The organism is Rhodococcus sp. NPDC060176, assembly GCF_042728675.1.
Classification (GTDB): Bacteria; Actinomycetota; Actinomycetes; order Mycobacteriales; family Mycobacteriaceae; genus Rhodococcus_F.
The window spans coordinates 117,973-133,861 of record NZ_JBHWYS010000008.1; the positions used below are offsets into that span (position 1 = coordinate 117,973).

At 61.6% G+C, this 15,889-nt stretch carries 20 protein-coding genes; 9 read left to right on the forward strand and 11 right to left on the reverse strand.

Annotation, left to right across the window (positions count from 1 at the left end):
• Positions 1-13: 13 nt before the first annotated feature.
• Together ACFWEM_RS28020 and ACFWEM_RS28025 are read left to right on the forward strand one after the other, a co-directional pair.
• Complete coding sequence (locus ACFWEM_RS28020; RefSeq protein ID WP_378539029.1) at positions 14-571, forward strand: hypothetical protein; 558 nt, start codon at positions 14-16, stop codon at positions 569-571.
• Positions 568-1,710: a DUF6545 domain-containing protein gene (locus ACFWEM_RS28025; RefSeq protein WP_378539030.1), complete on the forward strand. Its 1,143-nt coding sequence runs from the start codon at positions 568-570 to the stop codon at positions 1,708-1,710. The genes ACFWEM_RS28020 and ACFWEM_RS28025 overlap by 4 nt, the downstream gene beginning before the upstream one ends.
• Here ACFWEM_RS28025 and ACFWEM_RS28030 read toward each other — a convergent pair.
• Positions 1,704-2,108, reverse strand: a complete 405-nt coding sequence (locus ACFWEM_RS28030; RefSeq protein ID WP_378539031.1) for a hypothetical protein — start codon at positions 2,106-2,108, stop codon at positions 1,704-1,706. The two genes, ACFWEM_RS28025 and ACFWEM_RS28030, sit on opposite strands and share 7 nt — an antisense overlap.
• A 163-nt stretch (positions 2,109-2,271) precedes the next feature.
• The gene (locus tag ACFWEM_RS28035; protein ID WP_378539032.1) at positions 2,272-2,874 is read right to left on the reverse strand and encodes a hypothetical protein; all 603 of its coding nucleotides are present in this window, start codon (positions 2,872-2,874) and stop codon (positions 2,272-2,274) included.
• Between the two features lie 342 nt (positions 2,875-3,216).
• On the opposite strand from ACFWEM_RS28035, the gene ACFWEM_RS28040 reads away from it, so the two are divergent.
• From ACFWEM_RS28040 to ACFWEM_RS28050, 3 genes are all read left to right on the forward strand, one after another.
• On the forward strand, positions 3,217-3,504 hold the full coding sequence (locus ACFWEM_RS28040) for a hypothetical protein (protein ID WP_378539033.1): 288 nt from the start codon (positions 3,217-3,219) through the stop codon (positions 3,502-3,504).
• A 167-nt stretch (positions 3,505-3,671) separates the two neighbouring features.
• On the forward strand, positions 3,672-4,028 hold the full coding sequence (locus ACFWEM_RS28045; RefSeq protein ID WP_378539034.1) for a hypothetical protein: 357 nt from the start codon (positions 3,672-3,674) through the stop codon (positions 4,026-4,028).
• Positions 4,029-4,261: 233 nt separating this feature from the next.
• Positions 4,262-4,768, forward strand: coding sequence for a hypothetical protein (locus ACFWEM_RS28050; RefSeq protein WP_378539035.1), 507 nt, complete (start codon positions 4,262-4,264; stop codon positions 4,766-4,768).
• Between the two features lie 199 nt (positions 4,769-4,967).
• Here the strand turns inward: ACFWEM_RS28050 and ACFWEM_RS28055 are convergent, their stop codons facing one another.
• Together ACFWEM_RS28055 and ACFWEM_RS28060 are read right to left on the reverse strand one after the other, a co-directional pair.
• A complete protein-coding gene (locus tag ACFWEM_RS28055; protein WP_378539036.1) occupies positions 4,968-5,411 on the reverse strand; it encodes a hypothetical protein in 444 nt (147 codons plus the stop codon).
• Positions 5,408-6,700, reverse strand: coding sequence for an AAA family ATPase (locus ACFWEM_RS28060; protein WP_378539037.1), 1,293 nt, complete (start codon positions 6,698-6,700; stop codon positions 5,408-5,410). The genes ACFWEM_RS28055 and ACFWEM_RS28060 overlap by 4 nt, the downstream gene beginning before the upstream one ends.
• A 438-nt stretch (positions 6,701-7,138) precedes the next feature.
• On the opposite strand from ACFWEM_RS28060, the gene ACFWEM_RS28065 reads away from it, so the two are divergent.
• The 3 genes from ACFWEM_RS28065 (at position 7,139) to ACFWEM_RS28075 (ending at position 8,421) form a co-directional block, all read left to right on the forward strand.
• On the forward strand, positions 7,139-7,264 hold the full coding sequence (locus tag ACFWEM_RS28065) for a hypothetical protein (RefSeq protein WP_378539038.1): 126 nt from the start codon (positions 7,139-7,141) through the stop codon (positions 7,262-7,264).
• Between the two features lie 243 nt (positions 7,265-7,507).
• A complete protein-coding gene (locus ACFWEM_RS28070; RefSeq protein WP_378539039.1) occupies positions 7,508-7,915 on the forward strand; it encodes a DUF6573 family protein in 408 nt (135 codons plus the stop codon).
• Positions 7,916-8,052: 137 nt separating this feature from the next.
• Entirely contained in the window at positions 8,053-8,421 is a 369-nt protein-coding gene (locus tag ACFWEM_RS28075) for a hypothetical protein (protein ID WP_378539040.1), read from the forward strand.
• Between the two features lie 99 nt (positions 8,422-8,520).
• On the opposite strand, the gene ACFWEM_RS28080 is transcribed toward ACFWEM_RS28075, so the two are convergent.
• From ACFWEM_RS28080 to ACFWEM_RS28110, 7 genes are all read right to left on the reverse strand, one after another.
• Entirely contained in the window at positions 8,521-9,153 is a 633-nt protein-coding gene (locus ACFWEM_RS28080; RefSeq protein WP_378539041.1) for a hypothetical protein, read from the reverse strand.
• Between the two features lie 127 nt (positions 9,154-9,280).
• Positions 9,281-10,201 carry a hypothetical protein gene (locus ACFWEM_RS28085; RefSeq protein WP_378539042.1) on the reverse strand — a complete coding sequence of 307 codons (921 nt, stop codon included), beginning with the start codon at positions 10,199-10,201 and terminating at the stop codon, positions 9,281-9,283.
• Entirely contained in the window at positions 10,188-11,030 is an 843-nt protein-coding gene (locus ACFWEM_RS28090; RefSeq protein ID WP_378539043.1) for a hypothetical protein, read from the reverse strand. The genes ACFWEM_RS28085 and ACFWEM_RS28090 overlap by 14 nt, the downstream gene beginning before the upstream one ends.
• Before the next feature lie 12 nt (positions 11,031-11,042).
• A complete protein-coding gene (locus ACFWEM_RS28095) occupies positions 11,043-11,408 on the reverse strand; it encodes a hypothetical protein (RefSeq protein WP_378539044.1) in 366 nt (121 codons plus the stop codon).
• On the reverse strand, positions 11,405-11,602 hold the full coding sequence (locus ACFWEM_RS28100) for a hypothetical protein (protein ID WP_378539045.1): 198 nt from the start codon (positions 11,600-11,602) through the stop codon (positions 11,405-11,407). Before ACFWEM_RS28100 ends, ACFWEM_RS28095 begins: the two co-directional genes overlap by 4 nt.
• A gap of 62 nt (positions 11,603-11,664) precedes the next feature.
• Positions 11,665-12,471 carry a tetratricopeptide repeat protein gene (locus tag ACFWEM_RS28105; protein ID WP_378539046.1) on the reverse strand — a complete coding sequence of 269 codons (807 nt, stop codon included), beginning with the start codon at positions 12,469-12,471 and terminating at the stop codon, positions 11,665-11,667.
• Between the two features lie 13 nt (positions 12,472-12,484).
• On the reverse strand, positions 12,485-13,102 hold the full coding sequence (locus ACFWEM_RS28110; protein WP_378539047.1) for a hypothetical protein: 618 nt from the start codon (positions 13,100-13,102) through the stop codon (positions 12,485-12,487).
• 647 nt (positions 13,103-13,749) lie between these two features.
• Here ACFWEM_RS28110 and ACFWEM_RS28115 point away from each other — a divergent pair.
• Positions 13,750-15,432, forward strand: coding sequence for a hypothetical protein (locus ACFWEM_RS28115; protein ID WP_378539048.1), 1,683 nt, complete (start codon positions 13,750-13,752; stop codon positions 15,430-15,432).
• Positions 15,433-15,889: the final 457 nt, after the last annotated feature.

A 15,889-nucleotide genomic window follows, 5' to 3' on the forward strand; every position in this document is an offset into this window, starting at 1 on the left:
AGGAGGAGAGTGCATGTTCACCGGCCGGGCGCAATCGAAGCGGCGCGCACTCGCGATACTCAACGACCTCGTACTACCCGACCCATGGAACAGCCGAGAACTCGTCGACCAGATCGCCGAGCGTCGCGGTCGACCGATCACGGTCACCGCCGTTCCACCGGACGTCATGAACGACTCTGACAACGCGACCGAGGACAAAGTCTGCGGACTCTGGGTCAACACAGACGACCACGACTACTTGCTTTACTCGGCCGAGGCGCCTGCGCTGACGGCCGACCTGACCATTTGCCACGAACTCGGGCACATGCTGTTCGCACACGAGCTATCGACAAAGAAAGCGCCTGATGCGCTTACGCCTCCACCATTCGACCTGGACGGTCTCACCGAATGGCTTCCTGACTTGGACCCCGACGCCGTACGGGCCCTCTTAGGTCGAAGTAGTTTCAGTGCACGTCGCGAATTCGAGGCCGAGTACCTGGCGACACTGATGATGGACCGTGCCCGGGGCGGCAGAACCGATAGCCGCCGTCACCGCATGATGTCGACATTTCTCGGGGAGTTCCCTGCATGACTAACACCATTCCAGCGCCTGTCCACGCGTTGCTCTTGCTTTTCGTGTGGACAGTGATAGGTGCCCGCTGGATCATGCTGCGCTACAACATGTACGACCTCAGGCTGACGCATTCGCTCACTTTTGCGTGCTTGGCGTTGACGCTGAAAGACCCGACAGTCGCATCGTTCGTTGTCCCGGAGCTCGGGTCGACGTTGACCCGCACCCTCGTCCACGTCCTGATCCTTTGGGCGATTGCCGCACTGATAGGTGTCTACAACGCGTGGGACCCCGCTGAATCCCCGTGGAAACAGCCAGTTATGTACGCAGTAGCTACGTGTCTCGGGGTTGCGCTGGTCTTGCTATCTGCCCCCGCTCGACAACTGGGAGTCACTGTTGAACAGGCCGGGGGATGGCGGGCGATTGCCTACTTCGGGCTTTACGCACTACTCAACGTGTACGGACTGGGATCCATCACGCTCGACTACATCCGGAACTGGGGGGAGACGAGGAGCTGGCAGGCCCGGGTAACAGTCGGTGGGGTACTGATTTTCTTTGTCTCGATGCTCACCGAGTCGGTCTCGATGCTCGTCTCCGCAGCTCTGACGGTCCAGAAGACCGGCGACGATCTCACCGACATCAAATCGAATACCAACGGTTGGCTGTATGCGGTGATGATGGTTGTCGCTGTTGCGCTGTCCGCTCGTACGTTGTTCACTCGTCGAGCAATAGACCAAATGCGAGTACACAGACTGTGGGACGCGTTGGCGGACGCGGCTCCAGGAGCGATCTTCGGTTCGTCTCGCGACCGTCGAGCTCTTTCCGAACGGCAGCGCGGCATCAGGCTCGCCAGTGAAGCGTTCGAGGTGGCGCAACGTCTAGGTCCCTACGCCGAACCTATCGACGACGGCCGGTGGGACCAGCAGATGGCAGACGAAGGCTTGGGAACTGACGAACAGGCCGCTGTGTACCGAGCAGCTCAATTGCAAAACGCGATCGCCCGTCGCGACGCAGGCCTGGACAAGATATCAACAGCGACTGTCCCGGCCTCACCTGATGCAGAGCAGATGCTCGCTGAGATCACCGCGGTTGCACGGCAGTGGACACGCGCACGCAGGTTTCGCGAGCAGACGATGACCGCCCACCGAGCTCGCTACTGATTACCCGATGCAGACTGCGGCTTCAACGTTTCGATAAGCGCGCGCCGATCCGCCGCGGTTCGTTCTCCACGGAGGAGGATGCTGCGAACCTTGAGCTGAGCCATCCGTTCCAGCAGCAAGAGTTGTTCGTGAGTCTCAAGAATGTCGTCCCCTGTTAAGTACTCCGCAGGCGTCCTGAAATGTCGGGCGATCGCGGAAAGGACGACGGGATCGGCGTCGCTGACGATCCCGGCGCGGAGATCTGCGAGATCGCCCCCCGTGAGCGTCGTGCCGGCGGCCGTCAGTGCTGCCGCCACCTCGTCATTGGTCTGCTCGGGCTCTCCTTGACGTCGCCAGGCGCGGAACAGCGTATTGATGCGTTCATCAAGTGTCACGCCTGCAATCGCCGCGTCCGTCATGACCGCCCCCATTTCCCTTCCCCTCTGGAGAAGCTCGAATCTCGGTTAGTCTTTCGCCAGCATACGGCCCTATCTCGGGCCCTCGCGACATGGTTTCGACGCTGTCCGCTGCAGTGTTGGAGTGCACGGGCGCCGTGAGGCAGGTCTCCGTGCACGGCCGCGGCTAAGTCGTCGCTGCCTCGTCATGTGTGAGGACCTCAAGGCCCGCTTCCCACCACCGAGCTGGCGCGCGGAGCGTCAGACCGACCAGTCCAGGATCGTTTGAAGCGAACCGGTTCATCGACACCACGGTGAACAAATCAGTGCTCACTTCCCGGTAACTGAGCGAGTAGGGCAGACGAACGGTCTTTCCGACCGCGGCATGAGCGGCTTTGCGGCGCTCATGCCACTTTTCGGCGTTCCGGCGCCACTGCGCAGCCCAGTCGTTAGCAGGATCGGAGAGGGCGTTGAGCATCCGCATCGGCACTCCACAATGCTCGACAGGTCCGCTCGTCTCGCTGACCGCCTTGATGACCACTTCGCTGGAACGGAACTGTGTCTCCCGAGCGCGCAGGTGCAGATAGAGGTCCATCAGCAGCTCGCCCGTGCTCCGATCACGCACCAGCGCGTACATCACGCCCGACCAGTTCCCATGACGGCCACGGCCGGTAGCGACAAATGCGTGGTCGACCAGCTCGTATCTCACCCCAAGACCGTCACTGACATGCGCCAGCACCACATCGCGAGTCTTCTCGTCACGCGAAACCGCGATCCCAACCGATCCCATCTGCACTCCTCCATATCGCCCGGGGCTTCGTCGTTCCCGGTCCTGATGCATGTCGACAATTCCGGGGCGCACCCCTTGGTGTTGCAGTGCCGAAAAGGATTTGGCGATTGTGCTGGGACGGTGGTCGCGAGGGCGAGGATCAGTGGCTGTCCGGCACCCCATTGCTGATTGTCTTCCCAGGCCAGCGGAATACTCGACCTTCCCCCCGAAGACGTCGAATCGATCACCTGACTGCGTGGCCTGATGGTTTGCGAAATGTCTTGGTGTGAGGTGGAGAAGCGCGCCCGCATACTGACGACGACGCCAACACCGGTGACTCTGAGAATGCTGGGGAGAATGCCCATGACAATCGTAGTTCTGTTTCTGGTCATAGCCCTTGCCTGCGGCTCCTATCTCGCATTCGACGCCGTGCGATCCCACGAACGCAGAAATCAAGGTCTTAACCGCGGCTTCGGGCGCGGCGTAGTCAGCAAGAGCGGCGGATACCGAGGGCGCAGCACGAATTACGGGGATGGCGGTACATACCCGGGGTACGTCGGCTTCGACAGCAATGGCGGGTCTTCTGACTGCGGAAGCGGCGGATCTTCGGACGGTGGCGGCAGTGGGGACGGCGGCGGCAGCTGCGGTTAACACCATTCAAGCCCGACGATCCCCATGCCGAGACTGCGGCGGCGTGGGGATCTTTGTTTCGGCAACGCTATTCGCATCCGGTCGTGTTGAAGCACTGCAACATACGCCACCGGCGCTTCGTAACGTCATCGGAGATATCGGATCACCGACCAACCACGGAGGACCTCATGACCACACCAGCTGCAACCATCGCCGACCTCGAAGCCCAACTCAACGCAGCCATCGCTGAGAAGGACCAGAATGACGTCCTGATCGAAACGCTCAGCATGACGCTTATCGCATCGCAGTTACGCAAGCACGTCCCTACCGCCCGATACCTGCACCTGGACTGGTCGTCACAAGGACCGCACCACGAACTCGACGACGTCACCGACGACGCCGGTGTCAGCGTCCTCGGCGACGTAGACGCTTCCGCACCCGACGTGGAGATCCTGACGACGAACCTTCGGGGAGCGATCGCCGACCGATTCGAGACAATCAACGCTGACGGCGGCGTCTACCGGGTAGACGTGAGCGGGTTCTAACCCAATGTGGGCCCGGGCCTCCCAAGGACCCGGGCCCACACGGCTCCATCGCAACGCTGTCCGGCGGCAGGAAAATGCCGTGGGCGAAGACGCCGATCAACGGTGGCAGCGGAGCCACAGACAAAAGCCAGCAGCACCATTCGAATTTCGAAACACAATTTCTAGCAAAGTCATTCGAAATGGTAAGCGCCGCTCGATCACTCGCTGATACTCCAACGAAGACAGGCAAAGTTATGACTGATCGCCCTCTGATTCTCCTCGACATCGACGGCGTTTGCTCCCCAATGTGCGCGTCCCACGACCGGGACGACAGGTGGGCCCCCTGGAGCCGTGTCTCCTGCGGATGGAACAAGGGTTGGGTGTCGGTGCCCCTTGCGGACGCATTGACATCTCTATCCGAGTGCGCGGATGTGTGGTGGTGCACCGGCTGGGAGGACGAAGCAATTGTGTACAGCAGGGAACTCGGTGTTCCGGACTGGCCATACCTGCCGTTGCTGAACGACGCGGACCAAGGAATGTTCAAGCTGTCCTCGGTTATCGCAGGAGTCGGAGACCGGCCGGTGTGGTGGTTTGACGACGAGCACAATGCGGCCAGTCACCAGTGGTCAGCTGACCGGACCGCGGCCGGCGTGCCGACTGTCACCCTGCACATCGACGACCAACTCGGCCTACGTTCCGAGGACGTTGCCGCCGCACAGCATTGGGCTCGCACGATCATGCTCCAAGCCCGTAAACGATAGCTAGCGGCGTCCTTTCACTTGTGTCCGCACATGGCACCGGCGCCCCGGGGGCATAGGTAGAACCACCCGCTGTCGGAGAGTCTGCGGATCGCGCACGGTGGCGGGGGGCAGAATTCGTACTGCTGCAAAGGGTCTACGGACAGAAATCGAAGAGTGCGGTCCGGAGGCCGGGTGAGCGACGCGCTTTGCCACCGCGAGATCACCCGATCATGAATCCGACGACCTCAGGTAGGTCAATTTCCGTGGGACGGTCGACGAGACGGGTTCCGTCCCGACGTAGGAGCGATCCCTCTCTGTAGTACTGGCGAATCTGCTCGGTCAGTGCCTTCGTCGCTTCCTCTCGGCAACGGGTGCGGCTTTGCCGCAGGCGCACATCAGCGTCGAACACCACCACCGTGCCATGGACGGACACTCTGCCCTCACCGATCCGTGGCACTCCTGTCATGTTCGCCGGCCACGCGTACCCGACGACCTGCTCGAGGTAGGTCAGCGCGTCCTCGTCGACATCCGAAGCGAGTACCACCCCGAGCAGGCGGTAGGAAGTCAGGTCGGCGCCTGGTGCCGAAGCGTCGTGCATGGTCCCGCCGCCACGCCACAAGGGGAGCGGCAACGTAGTCGGCACACCGGCGATCGGGGCACTCATGCGCGGCCACCGAGGACGAGTGCCTGCGCCTCGAAACCGAACACCGCTTCTATTGCCTCCCGAACGTCTTCGATGCTGTCAGGGATCGTGCACGCCGACACCAAGGTCGCCAATGCAACTTCCACACCGAGTCCGGCGTCGAGAACGCGCTGGGCCACGAGGAGGTCTGCGATCTGCGGAACCCACGTGCCGAGGCCACCGTCAGCCTGGTCCTCTGCATTCTGCGTGTGCAGATTTCGGGCAACTTTGATCACCCGGGGGTCGACCCCCGACGATTCCGCCGCTGTGAAGTCAGCGGTGACTTCGATTGCGATGGGAAAGCGCCTTTTGATCGCGTCGTCGAGAGGTCGCACACCCTGGCCGAATTCGTTGTACCCGATGATCATCCAGAATCCGTCAGCTGCGACTATCGGCGCTGATCCCGGCAGATCGTCGATATTTAGCGTGCCACGGCCGTCGGCTACCGACATCAGTACGGAAATGGTCTCCGACGGGACCCGGGATGCCTCGTCGAGGAAGAACGGTTTCCCTTCCTTCATCGCTCGGGTGAGGGGGCCGTCTCGAAACTCGAATCCGCCGTCGGATAACGGCACGTGCTGGCCGACGAAGTGCGCAACAGTAGTGTCGCCGTGGCCGTGCATCACAATGAGCTCGTCGCCGAATGCCCCGTAGGGAACTGTCGACTTGCCGCCGCCGGCAGGACCGTGCAATCGAACGTACAAATCGGTGCTGCGCAGATGTCGCAGCATCGCGACGTCGGTATGGCCCGCGACCTGTCTGGGATACATCACTTTCCCGTTGGGCAAGGTGATGCCGTCGCGTTCGGAGGCATCGACATCGAGATGGGTGCGCGCCGCAGACGGAGGTGCGGTCGCAGCTGACTGCGCCGTCGTAATTGAGGAGAAAGCGTGAAGGACGGTTCGTGAGACGGTGGCATCTGTTGCGGAAAGCACGGGCATCTCATTGCTGATCGCGCTGACCAGATGAGCGGGATCGATCTCCCCGAGGGTACTTGGAACCTCGAATGTCACAGGGCCAGCGAGGAGCTGCTGGTATCCGCGGCCGCGCTTGCTGATCCATGTCTTCGCCATGACGTCAGCTAGTTCATCAGCCGAGCTCAGAGTCTTGTTTTGCTGGCTGCGCATGTTTCGGGACACCCACGCACCTTCACCGCCGGATGTGGTCGCAAACCGGTAAGTGGTGCCGTCGCGATACGCAAATGCTGCGTAGACCTTTGAATCCGGGCTGCTTGGATCCTGCACAGCGAATCCTGCGACGGTCGTGCTCATGTCAGTTCTCCTGATCGGGACGGGTAGCGGCGTTCGCTCGAAGTGTCATCACCGTACGAGTCCGCGGGAGAGGGTGTTTCAACGTGAAGCCCTTCTGCCGCAACGGAAAACGATCCGTTCGCATGGAAGGGTTGCGTGCGAGGCGCTGTCCATCATCTGCGAGTGTGGTGTGGAAACATCGCCTAGTCGAATCTTCGCCGTCAATCACCGAAACGCGGGCCGACAAGGGGTGAGATGTTATGGAATGCAGAGGTTTCGACGGAGCTACGTCGACAGGGACCCGTGATCTCCAGGTTCGAAGTTATACACCGACTAGGTGCTGACGACCTCCGATGCCGGCGTGGCGGTGAATGTGCGGATAGGCCTCCAAGTGCGTCACCGGGCCCCGGATCTCGGAGTCCCCATTCGGCAGATCACCTCGCCGTCAGTCAGCGAACATTGAACGAGAATGCCGCAGTGGAGCGATGGCTGTGGTCCTCGAAGGAGAAGGAGTACTTCGACGATGGGCTGATCGAGCGCGTCTTTCGGCGCGGGCAGCGAGTTGCTCTGGCACCGCAGCGGTGAAGCTATGCAGTTTCAGCCGAGAGTAGCGGGACCGGTGGATTCGCTCAGCGACTCAGGGCTAGCTGCGTGAAGAGCACCCGACCTTGATGGACGTCAGCCCACAAGAACGACCTGGTTCGACCTAAGCTGAACATGTTGGGAGATAACCCATTTCAACTCAAGAGGGACTGTTGAAACACGCGGGTTCGAGGTTCGTAGATTGGTTTCGAGACCAACCCACTCGAGATGCACCAGGAGACAACGATGACCGAAGTATTTTCACCGTTCGAAGAGACCATCCATTCCTACAGTCGCGCAGATGCGCTGACGGACGGGACTCTTCGAGATGTCACAGCGCTTGCCGGTCAGCAAGGAATTCTGTTGCCCACAGCGATCGCGTCACACGCGTGGGGGCTGGCGGTGGCATGGAATGACGAGAATGGTGCGCTACAGGACGAGACAGGTCGACTCTGGGACGTCCTGACCATGGCCGGGCACATCCTTCGGGCAGCTGCTCGGCAGAACCTGACCGGGCGCCAGGACTTCTCGTTGTATGTCGTTCCGAACGCACCCGGCGCGGCGGATGCGGAACGGGTCGTCCTCGGGATCGAGATCGGTCCGGGGGACTGTGGGGAGCCGGTTCTGACGATCACGGCGCCAGGAGACCGCTGACAAGTCGTCTGGCTGAGACAGGAGAGGCAGAAGCGAGGTGCCGCATCGTGAACCGATGCGGCATCTGTTTTGGTTCCGGTCTCTCGTCATTCTTGGTCGTGGACTGTGTGGACTTCACACGCATACAGTGATCTCACATGGGAGCAATCATGATCATCCTGCGGTTCGGCGAAAACAAGGTCCCGGTGCCGATGGACAGAGAGGCCGTGATGTCGGTCCTGTCCAGATACAGCTACCAACAAGGCAGCGACAGCGACACCGCTACGATTCTCGCCCATTCGTCCAACGACCCCGAAGCACGATCAGAACTCACCGGCATCGACGAATGCGAGGTGCTGTACTTCAACCAACCAACCGGCGACAGAATCGACCAGGTCTTCGAAGAGCTCATACTCTCGGCCGGCGCCGTCGGAGTGGGCAATCACCACCACTGCACCCTCATCTCATCACTGGAGCAAGTACCCACGCTCCCAGACGATCTCAGGGACGATTGGGAACTCGTTTGACCACCGTTCACCTGATTTCTGAGTCCGGCGCATCCCGCCGGTTCGCAGGTACATGGCGAACGACTCCGGCTTCGGGATGGTTAGGCAGTGGTGCCCAGATCAGGGTTGTACCGGTTTCGGCCAGGCCGTGGCGTCCTTGCCGGTCACCTTGGGGTGGGCGATGACGGCGGCAATGAACGCCGACATCGACATGCCCAGCCCGTGTGAAAGTGTCGCTGCCGTCGTTCTGCCTTCGAGCCAGATACTCGGATCATCTTCGAGGGAATAGCGAAATTGGGTATTCGACCGATTCAGCGGTTGGGCAACCACACCAGGTCCGGTCGTGCCATTCCACATCCACGCCACATACCCCAGGTAGCGGCCACTGCGGTGCATCCGAAACGATCCGATCACCTCTGCCGCATAACCTTTCACCGCGTCTTCGAGCCGACTGAAGGTCACCGACGCGCCTTCGTAGCGCCGTTCATCCCCCGACATGACGTCGTACCCGTCCGCCGTTTTTCGCACCCCGCGATAGCCGCCGAAGTAACCACCGCTACTGCGCGGAAGTTCCGTCACGACGTATCCGTCGCCGGAGAACACCGGATCGTTCCACTCTAACCCGAACGCGGCAGGAATGACCAAGCGCATGTAGTCGACGGTCGCGCTGAACGCGGAGACCTCGGTATCGGTCAACGATCCCACGCCGTGGGGGTTGTTCTCTTCCGCCTCTCGGAGAGGATTCCTCGTCATGTCAGCTCCCGGGTAGTTGCGCTGTCCGCACTGACCTTCACTTGCCGCTCTCGCGCCGTTTCTGACTTGCTCATTGTTCACCTCAGGGTTGGTCGGGGTCCTCTAATGCTTTGCAGTGCAGGGCGTTTCAGGATGCGTTGTCGAGTAGGCGCCATCGGTGGTGCAACGGCGGGATGATGAACATTTCACGAAATGCGGGATCAGCCAGGTGCTGGCGACACTCCGGGTTCTCGTGCAACTGACGAAGCACCGCGAGGAACACATTCGGCTCCACCGCCAGTTTGTGCAACGCAAGTCGATAATTCCGCATTCTGCTGTACGCCCACGCCGGTCCCTGCACTTGCGCGCCGTCCCCGACCCGAAAGTCGACGACCGGCAATCGTGATGTGAAGATGTTGTGCCGTGTGACGATAGTGTCCGGGAGGATGGCCTCGATTTCGTTCCACCGCGCCCGCAACACCGATCGGCGGTCCCAGAACAGGGCAGCGCGGCGTTCCTCCGCAACGATGCCCTCCGCGGTGAAGTGCACTGTGACCGTCACTTTCGTTATCGCGACGAGGATCAACCCCACCAGCGCGAACGCCGCGAAGGAGCCGGCCCAGGCTGCCTCCTTCCGGCCATCGTCCTCCGGAATGGACGCCGAGGGCCAGCCCATCCACCACGCCCAGGCAAGCGCCGCGCAGCACACGAAACACCCTGACAGTCCGATGACTGCCGGAACAATGAGCACTCGGGGTTTGACGATGCTCACCGTCCCGGCGCCGTCGACGTGCACCCCGAGGTGCGGACGCCGCGCAAGGAAACGGAGTCCCGCCAACCGCCAGAACTGCGCCGACCCCATCGCCATCACCACGACAAGACCGAAATAGCTGACAGCCAACGCGCCAGTCGAGTCCGTCCGCGACAAGGACACCGCGACCGCAAGCGCAAACATCACCGGGGTGCACGCCGTGAAGATCAGGGCGAACCCGACAGCACGCCAGTACACGTTCTGCGGCCACTGCGGCTCCCACATCGGACGGCACGGTTGGGGCTCAGGGGTTGTCATGCGTGCACGCTTCTGTGTCGGCGGCGCGCGCGTGATGAACAATCTCTTCGATCAGGGTGCTCTCGGTACCTGTCCATCCGCCGCACTCGAGGTGCACGTAGCCGGTCTGGAAGGGTGAGTCGTCGGTGATGATTCCCGGCCCGAGGCGAAAGAGCGGCGAACCGGGTGAGGTGTTCTCCACGCGGGCATCGGGTTTGACAATGATGTCGATCGCGTACTGTCCGCGTGCAGCTCGTTGCACCGTCTGTACGTCACTCCAGCGGAGGTAGCCGCGATAGGCGTGGCCGAGTTCCATCTGCATCCCGTCGTCATCGATCGACATGCGGAACGCGCCGAGGTACCGCAGCGAGATGACGGGGCTCACCGCGAGGGAGCACGCGCTCATCACCATCCACCAGTTGGTGTTGAAGGAACCGATCACCAGATCGGTTCGGCCGGTACCAGTGTCGGCGCGGCTGGCGTAGTTCAGGCCTATGCCGAGGAACAGCAATCCGAGGCCGAGCATCGCCAACCACAGCCAGCTCGCCGCCGCCCACTGCCTCGCTGCCGTGAGAGTGAACGTTCCGCCGCCGCCGACCGCGCCGGATACGTCTGCCGCTCTCGGGCGCAGCGCCGCCACGGTCAACATGGATACACCGGCGAGGATGCCGCACAGCGCACCGGTGATACCGAGTGCGTACGGGGCGGTGGAGGTGGCCTCGTACATCACGATCGCCCCGACGCCGGCCATGACGCTCATGATCATCACGCCGAGAAATGCGATGAAACCCCATCGCCGCTCCCACTGCGCGTACAGAGCCTCTGGGAGATCTTTGTACGGATCAGTCATGGCACGGCTCCTTCATCGGTCCCGAATGCGGTGGTCGGTGGGCGTGTAGCCAGGTTTGTCGTATCGGTTCACGGGCCGCTTGTTCCGGTCGATGATTCGTGTCAGCCACAGCATGTAGACGTAGTCGAATCCGTTGGGGTGCTTCTTCGTCAGGAAAGGAGTCCACAGCCACGCCATCCATACCGCGAGGAGACCACCCAACACCAGGTAGGCAAGGATCGACTGCTGCGTATCAGCGAGCCACAGGAAAACGATCGCCGCTACCCACGAAGACCAGTAGATCGATCCGGCGTGGCGACGGTGCATCACCGGCGGCGTCGAGACGACCATCGCCGTCACGGCCGCGGCGCCAGCCGCCACGGCGAAGAACGTGGTCATCGCGGCAACTCGAATTGCCCTGCAATTCCGGTACGCGCGCTCATCGAAATCCGGTCTTGCCGCGCTGTGGTGGGGAAAAAATGATGGGGGACATCGAAATCGACCGCGCTGTAGCGTGCACCCCGCGATTCGTCCGTCGGCGAGACGTCCGCAGGGAGTACGGTGTAGTCGATCGGCGCCTTCTCGTCCGCCATGCCTGTCGGTCCTTTCAATTCAGTACCCGTGAAGGATGTTTCGTCGATGGTGGCTAGCCCAGTCAGGGGCGGGGGTAGCCCTTCTCCTTCAGCAACTGCTCAGCCCGCGCATACCCGGCATCAGCCGACGCCGTCATCCAACGCCGACCCTTCTCCGTGTCCCCACTTGCCAGATACGACGCCGACAGCAGGTACATCGCTTCACCGCTACCCGCCGCGGCTGACTTCTCCAACCACACCCGCGCCCGGCCGTGCACACGCGCCTTGATGAAATGACCGCCCAAAAGGTTCGCCGCCCGGATGTGACCGGCGCTGGCAGCCTTCTCCAACCACGCGAGCCCGGCGCGTTGGTCGGTATCGAGAAGCTGCGCACCGACTTCGGTCATCGCGTCGACCTGACCCGCCTCGGCCGCTTTACGCACCCAGTCGAAACTTTCATCGCGATGTCCGTCGACACTCAGATCGCGGCCGTGCTTGTACATCGCGTCCGGATCACCTGCCTGTGCCGCGGTGCGGGTTGCGTCGGGGTCGTCGCTGACCATCATCATCGGAAGTCGAAGGATCATGTCGTGAGCGCGCGTATCTCCGGCATTGTTCGCTGCCTCGAACCACGTTCTCGCGGCGACGAAGTCATCTGCTCGCATCGAGATGAGTCCCATCCAGAACATGGAGATGGAGCTACCGGCCTCCGCTGCGCGGGTGAACCACACTGCGCCGCCACCGAAATCGTCACGCGCACACATGACCCCAGCCACCGTGACCATGGCGCCGACGTCGCCCGCTTCGGCGCTGCGGGTCACCAAGTCGAGCTGCTCGTCAGTGAAAGCGGTGGTGTCCGGGAATTTCAGCTCACCGATCAAATCGAACATGGTCGCCGTCCTTTCAGAGAATCTTGATGGTGTCGTGAAGCTGTTCGACGTCGTCGATCAGTTGCTGGTCGACCTCGTCCGATGTCGAGGTGGTCAAGACGACGATCGCCAATCCCTTACCGTCGGTGCGAGGGACTACTACGCCTGTCGACTTCGAGCGGCTCCAGACGCCTTCGAACAGTTCCTGGCGGGACTCGATGACCATGGCCTCGTATCCACCTACTGTGGTGGGCCGCGTTGTTCTCTCGGCGCCCGAGGCCGGTGCGGTCATGGCATCGACTTCCATCTGCAGAAAATCGGCAGCGCTGAGACCGGGGTCGGGCGCGTTCTTCGCAGAGAATCCAGCGAAGTCCATCGATCCGAGCGCGGTAGCCGTCTCCGGCGTCTGGAGGGTGAGAATGTCGTCGATACCGGGGAGAGTCATCCCTCCCGGCGTCCAGCCGTCAGGTTTGACGACAGACCATTTCGGTGGCCCGACTTCTTTTGGTTCGCTGACGAATTCGGTACCTCGGTAACTCTGTGTGTCCGACTCCGAGATAGCGGAGGACACGCTTTCGTTGCTGCTGCAGCCTGCCACGGCGGGAAGGAGCACTGTCGCAGTGAGCACCAACGCCGCGAGTGCTTTCTTCATCGTGGACTCCTCGTCGTGGCTGCACCACGCCGCGCATTGCGCAACATGTAACCCGGATTGTCGGGTTCTGGACATCCAGTCAACGATATCGCGCAAACAAGTAGCAACCAGCACTACTTACTTGAGAGTCAGATCACATCAGTTGTAGTGAGTGACCTTGTCCGGTGACGTATTCGTGCCTTGCTCTGCAATCGTGGTCCATGGTGGCTCCCGCAAGCATTCGTTGTCGGTCCGATCGTGCAGATGCTCGTCCTGGTGAACCCATACGCAACAGTTACCGTCTACCGCCCCGGCGCAGCCAGTCGGTGTGCGTATTGGTGGGCTAATGGACCAGAGGGGGAGTGACGGGCATGAACGAGGATCTTTCTGCTGGTCATGGGCAGGAGGACTGTGCACTTCTCGGCGTCACGTTCACATGTGCGAGCTGTGGTGGTGACGGGCGGATGGTGCTCTGGGAACGAGGCACGGATTGGTTCGTTGGCTATTCGTCGGGCGATCGATGGACGCACCGCCGCGAAGAGGACTATTGCTCGATTTGTTCGGATGTGCGCTTTCGAACTTGGGGTTACTGATTCGACTTCTGCAACACGGCGCGAAGTGCTGGACACACTCGAATAGCCCAGCCCAACGTCGCAGGAGACAAACCGATGGATACAGCCACGCGCGAAGTGCCCTGGCAAGAACCGACACATCCAGACTGGCGACGTCTGAGCGCCCGGTTATGCGAGTGGACGGAAACCCTCACCCATCGCCGTGATGTGCTCGTCAAAATTTCTCCACAGACCTCGGGATCGACCCCCGCCGGTCTGTTCAACCACCGCGAGGCCACCGTCACAATCGACGCGACCAGAACGCTTCCTGGGCACCCCGAACCTGACCGGATAGATCTACAGGACGCCCGCGACCGCGCACGTTTTCCAGTTCTCGCCGGGGTCCTTGCACACGAGATCGGGCACGCCACACACTCAGTGCGGCGCCCCGGATTGGCTGGCAGTGCCGCAGAGTGGGCTGCACTGCTGGAGGAACCGCGTATGGAAGGCCGAGTCGTTGCGTGCCGGCCCGATTCGCGACGCTGGTTGCAAGCATCGGTCGCGCACCTGTTGGGTCGTGCCGAGCCGACGAATCGCCTTGAAGCAGCCCGAATGCTTGTGCTGATCGGTGGGCGGGCCATGGCAGGTGTGCTCGATCTCGAGGACCTCCCCGACTTGGATGCCCTGACCAAAGACTGGTTGAGCGCCGAACAAATTTCTGTCATCTGCGAACAGACCGACAACGTGGTCGCGGCGTCGGACGGCGACATCGCGACCCTGGCGAGAGCAGCGCAGATCATCTCATCACTGTTCGAAAGCCGGATAGACGACAGTGCAACCGAATTCGATGACACGGGCGACGCCGGCTGCTGTGCCCGCGAAGGACTCGACGTCGACAGCGCCATTGGAGGAGCTCTTGCTGCGATCGCAGCCAAAGCCGCCACTGAACTTCGCTTAGCTGCCGGCACTGTCGATCCAACGCCTCGTGCGATCGCACAGAAGGAGTCAGCGCGCGCCCGTGAGGCGCAAGTCGTGGCAGATTACCGCCAGGCTCGCGAGGTTGAGCACCGCCATGAACTCCGACGACCTATGGCAGACGAGCATCGGCAAGCGAAGATCTTGGCGACTCAACTCTCATCTGCGTCCATGCGTGACGTAGACGTTGTGAGGGTGTCGGCTACCGCCCCTCCTGGCAACCTGCGAACCTCGCAACTCGTGCGCCGGCAGGCGCAGATTCATACGCGAGTGACTCCGACGGCTGCACCCTGGAGCTCGACACGACGGCGGACGGTCCGCAATCCGATCCTCAAGGTTGGTGTGGCGCTAGATATTTCAGGATCGATGGAGGAGTATGCGCAACCAACTGCAGTCGCCGCGTGGATGTTGGCCCGCGCGGTCACCGACCTTCAAGGCCGAACAGCGACGGTGACATGGAACCATCAGGCATCTCTGTTGCCGGTACGAGCTAACAACGCGTCCGTTCCCGTACCCACGATCTGCGGCGGCTCGTCAGGATTGCCGGCGGCATTGCGCGTTCTGGAGCGGGAGCTTGCTTTAGGCGGCCAGAGCGGCGCTCGCGTGCTTGCAATCGTGACCGACGGTGATCTGCCCAACTCCGATGAAGTCGTCGCCGAGGTTGAACGTCTCGTCGACCGAGGAGTCCACGTGTTGTGGCTAAGCAGTGACGATCGGCAGTTAATCGCCTTGCCTTCGAAGGTGACAGAGAGAGTCCTGCAAAATCCTGCCCGGATAGGAAGTTTTCTTGGCGAGGCGGCAGTTCAGGCGTTGCGCCAGGCGTAGCCGTCGACGGGTTGGAGGGCAGGAGAGGGAATTCGGGAAATAGGTAGGCCCCCCGCCAACGGCGGGGGGCCTACCTGTGACGTCTGGGTTCGCATCCCACGTCATGGGTGTTCCGGGCTATGTCCGGAAGTCGTACGAGAAGGAGTGTAACGCAAACCGTGCCCTATGAGTAGTTTCAGATTGGCCTGTCCGTGGCTTATTGGGGGCTTCGAGGGCTTGTCTCCGTCCACGGCATCGTTTGAGCAGCAGATTTCCGGCGTGGGTGGTTCGCATCACCTGGATAGGCCCTTAGGGGGCGGCGGCCAGGATTTGAGCGTGCGTCGCGGCTAGATTTCGCCGAAAGGTCAGTTGGCGCGAAGCGTGCGACGATCGGATGATGGTCCACTTCGGCTGCGTCCGATGACGGCGTGTGGCGGAGACAGCGTGCGTCCAAGCCCGTGCGAGTAATCGTGATTCT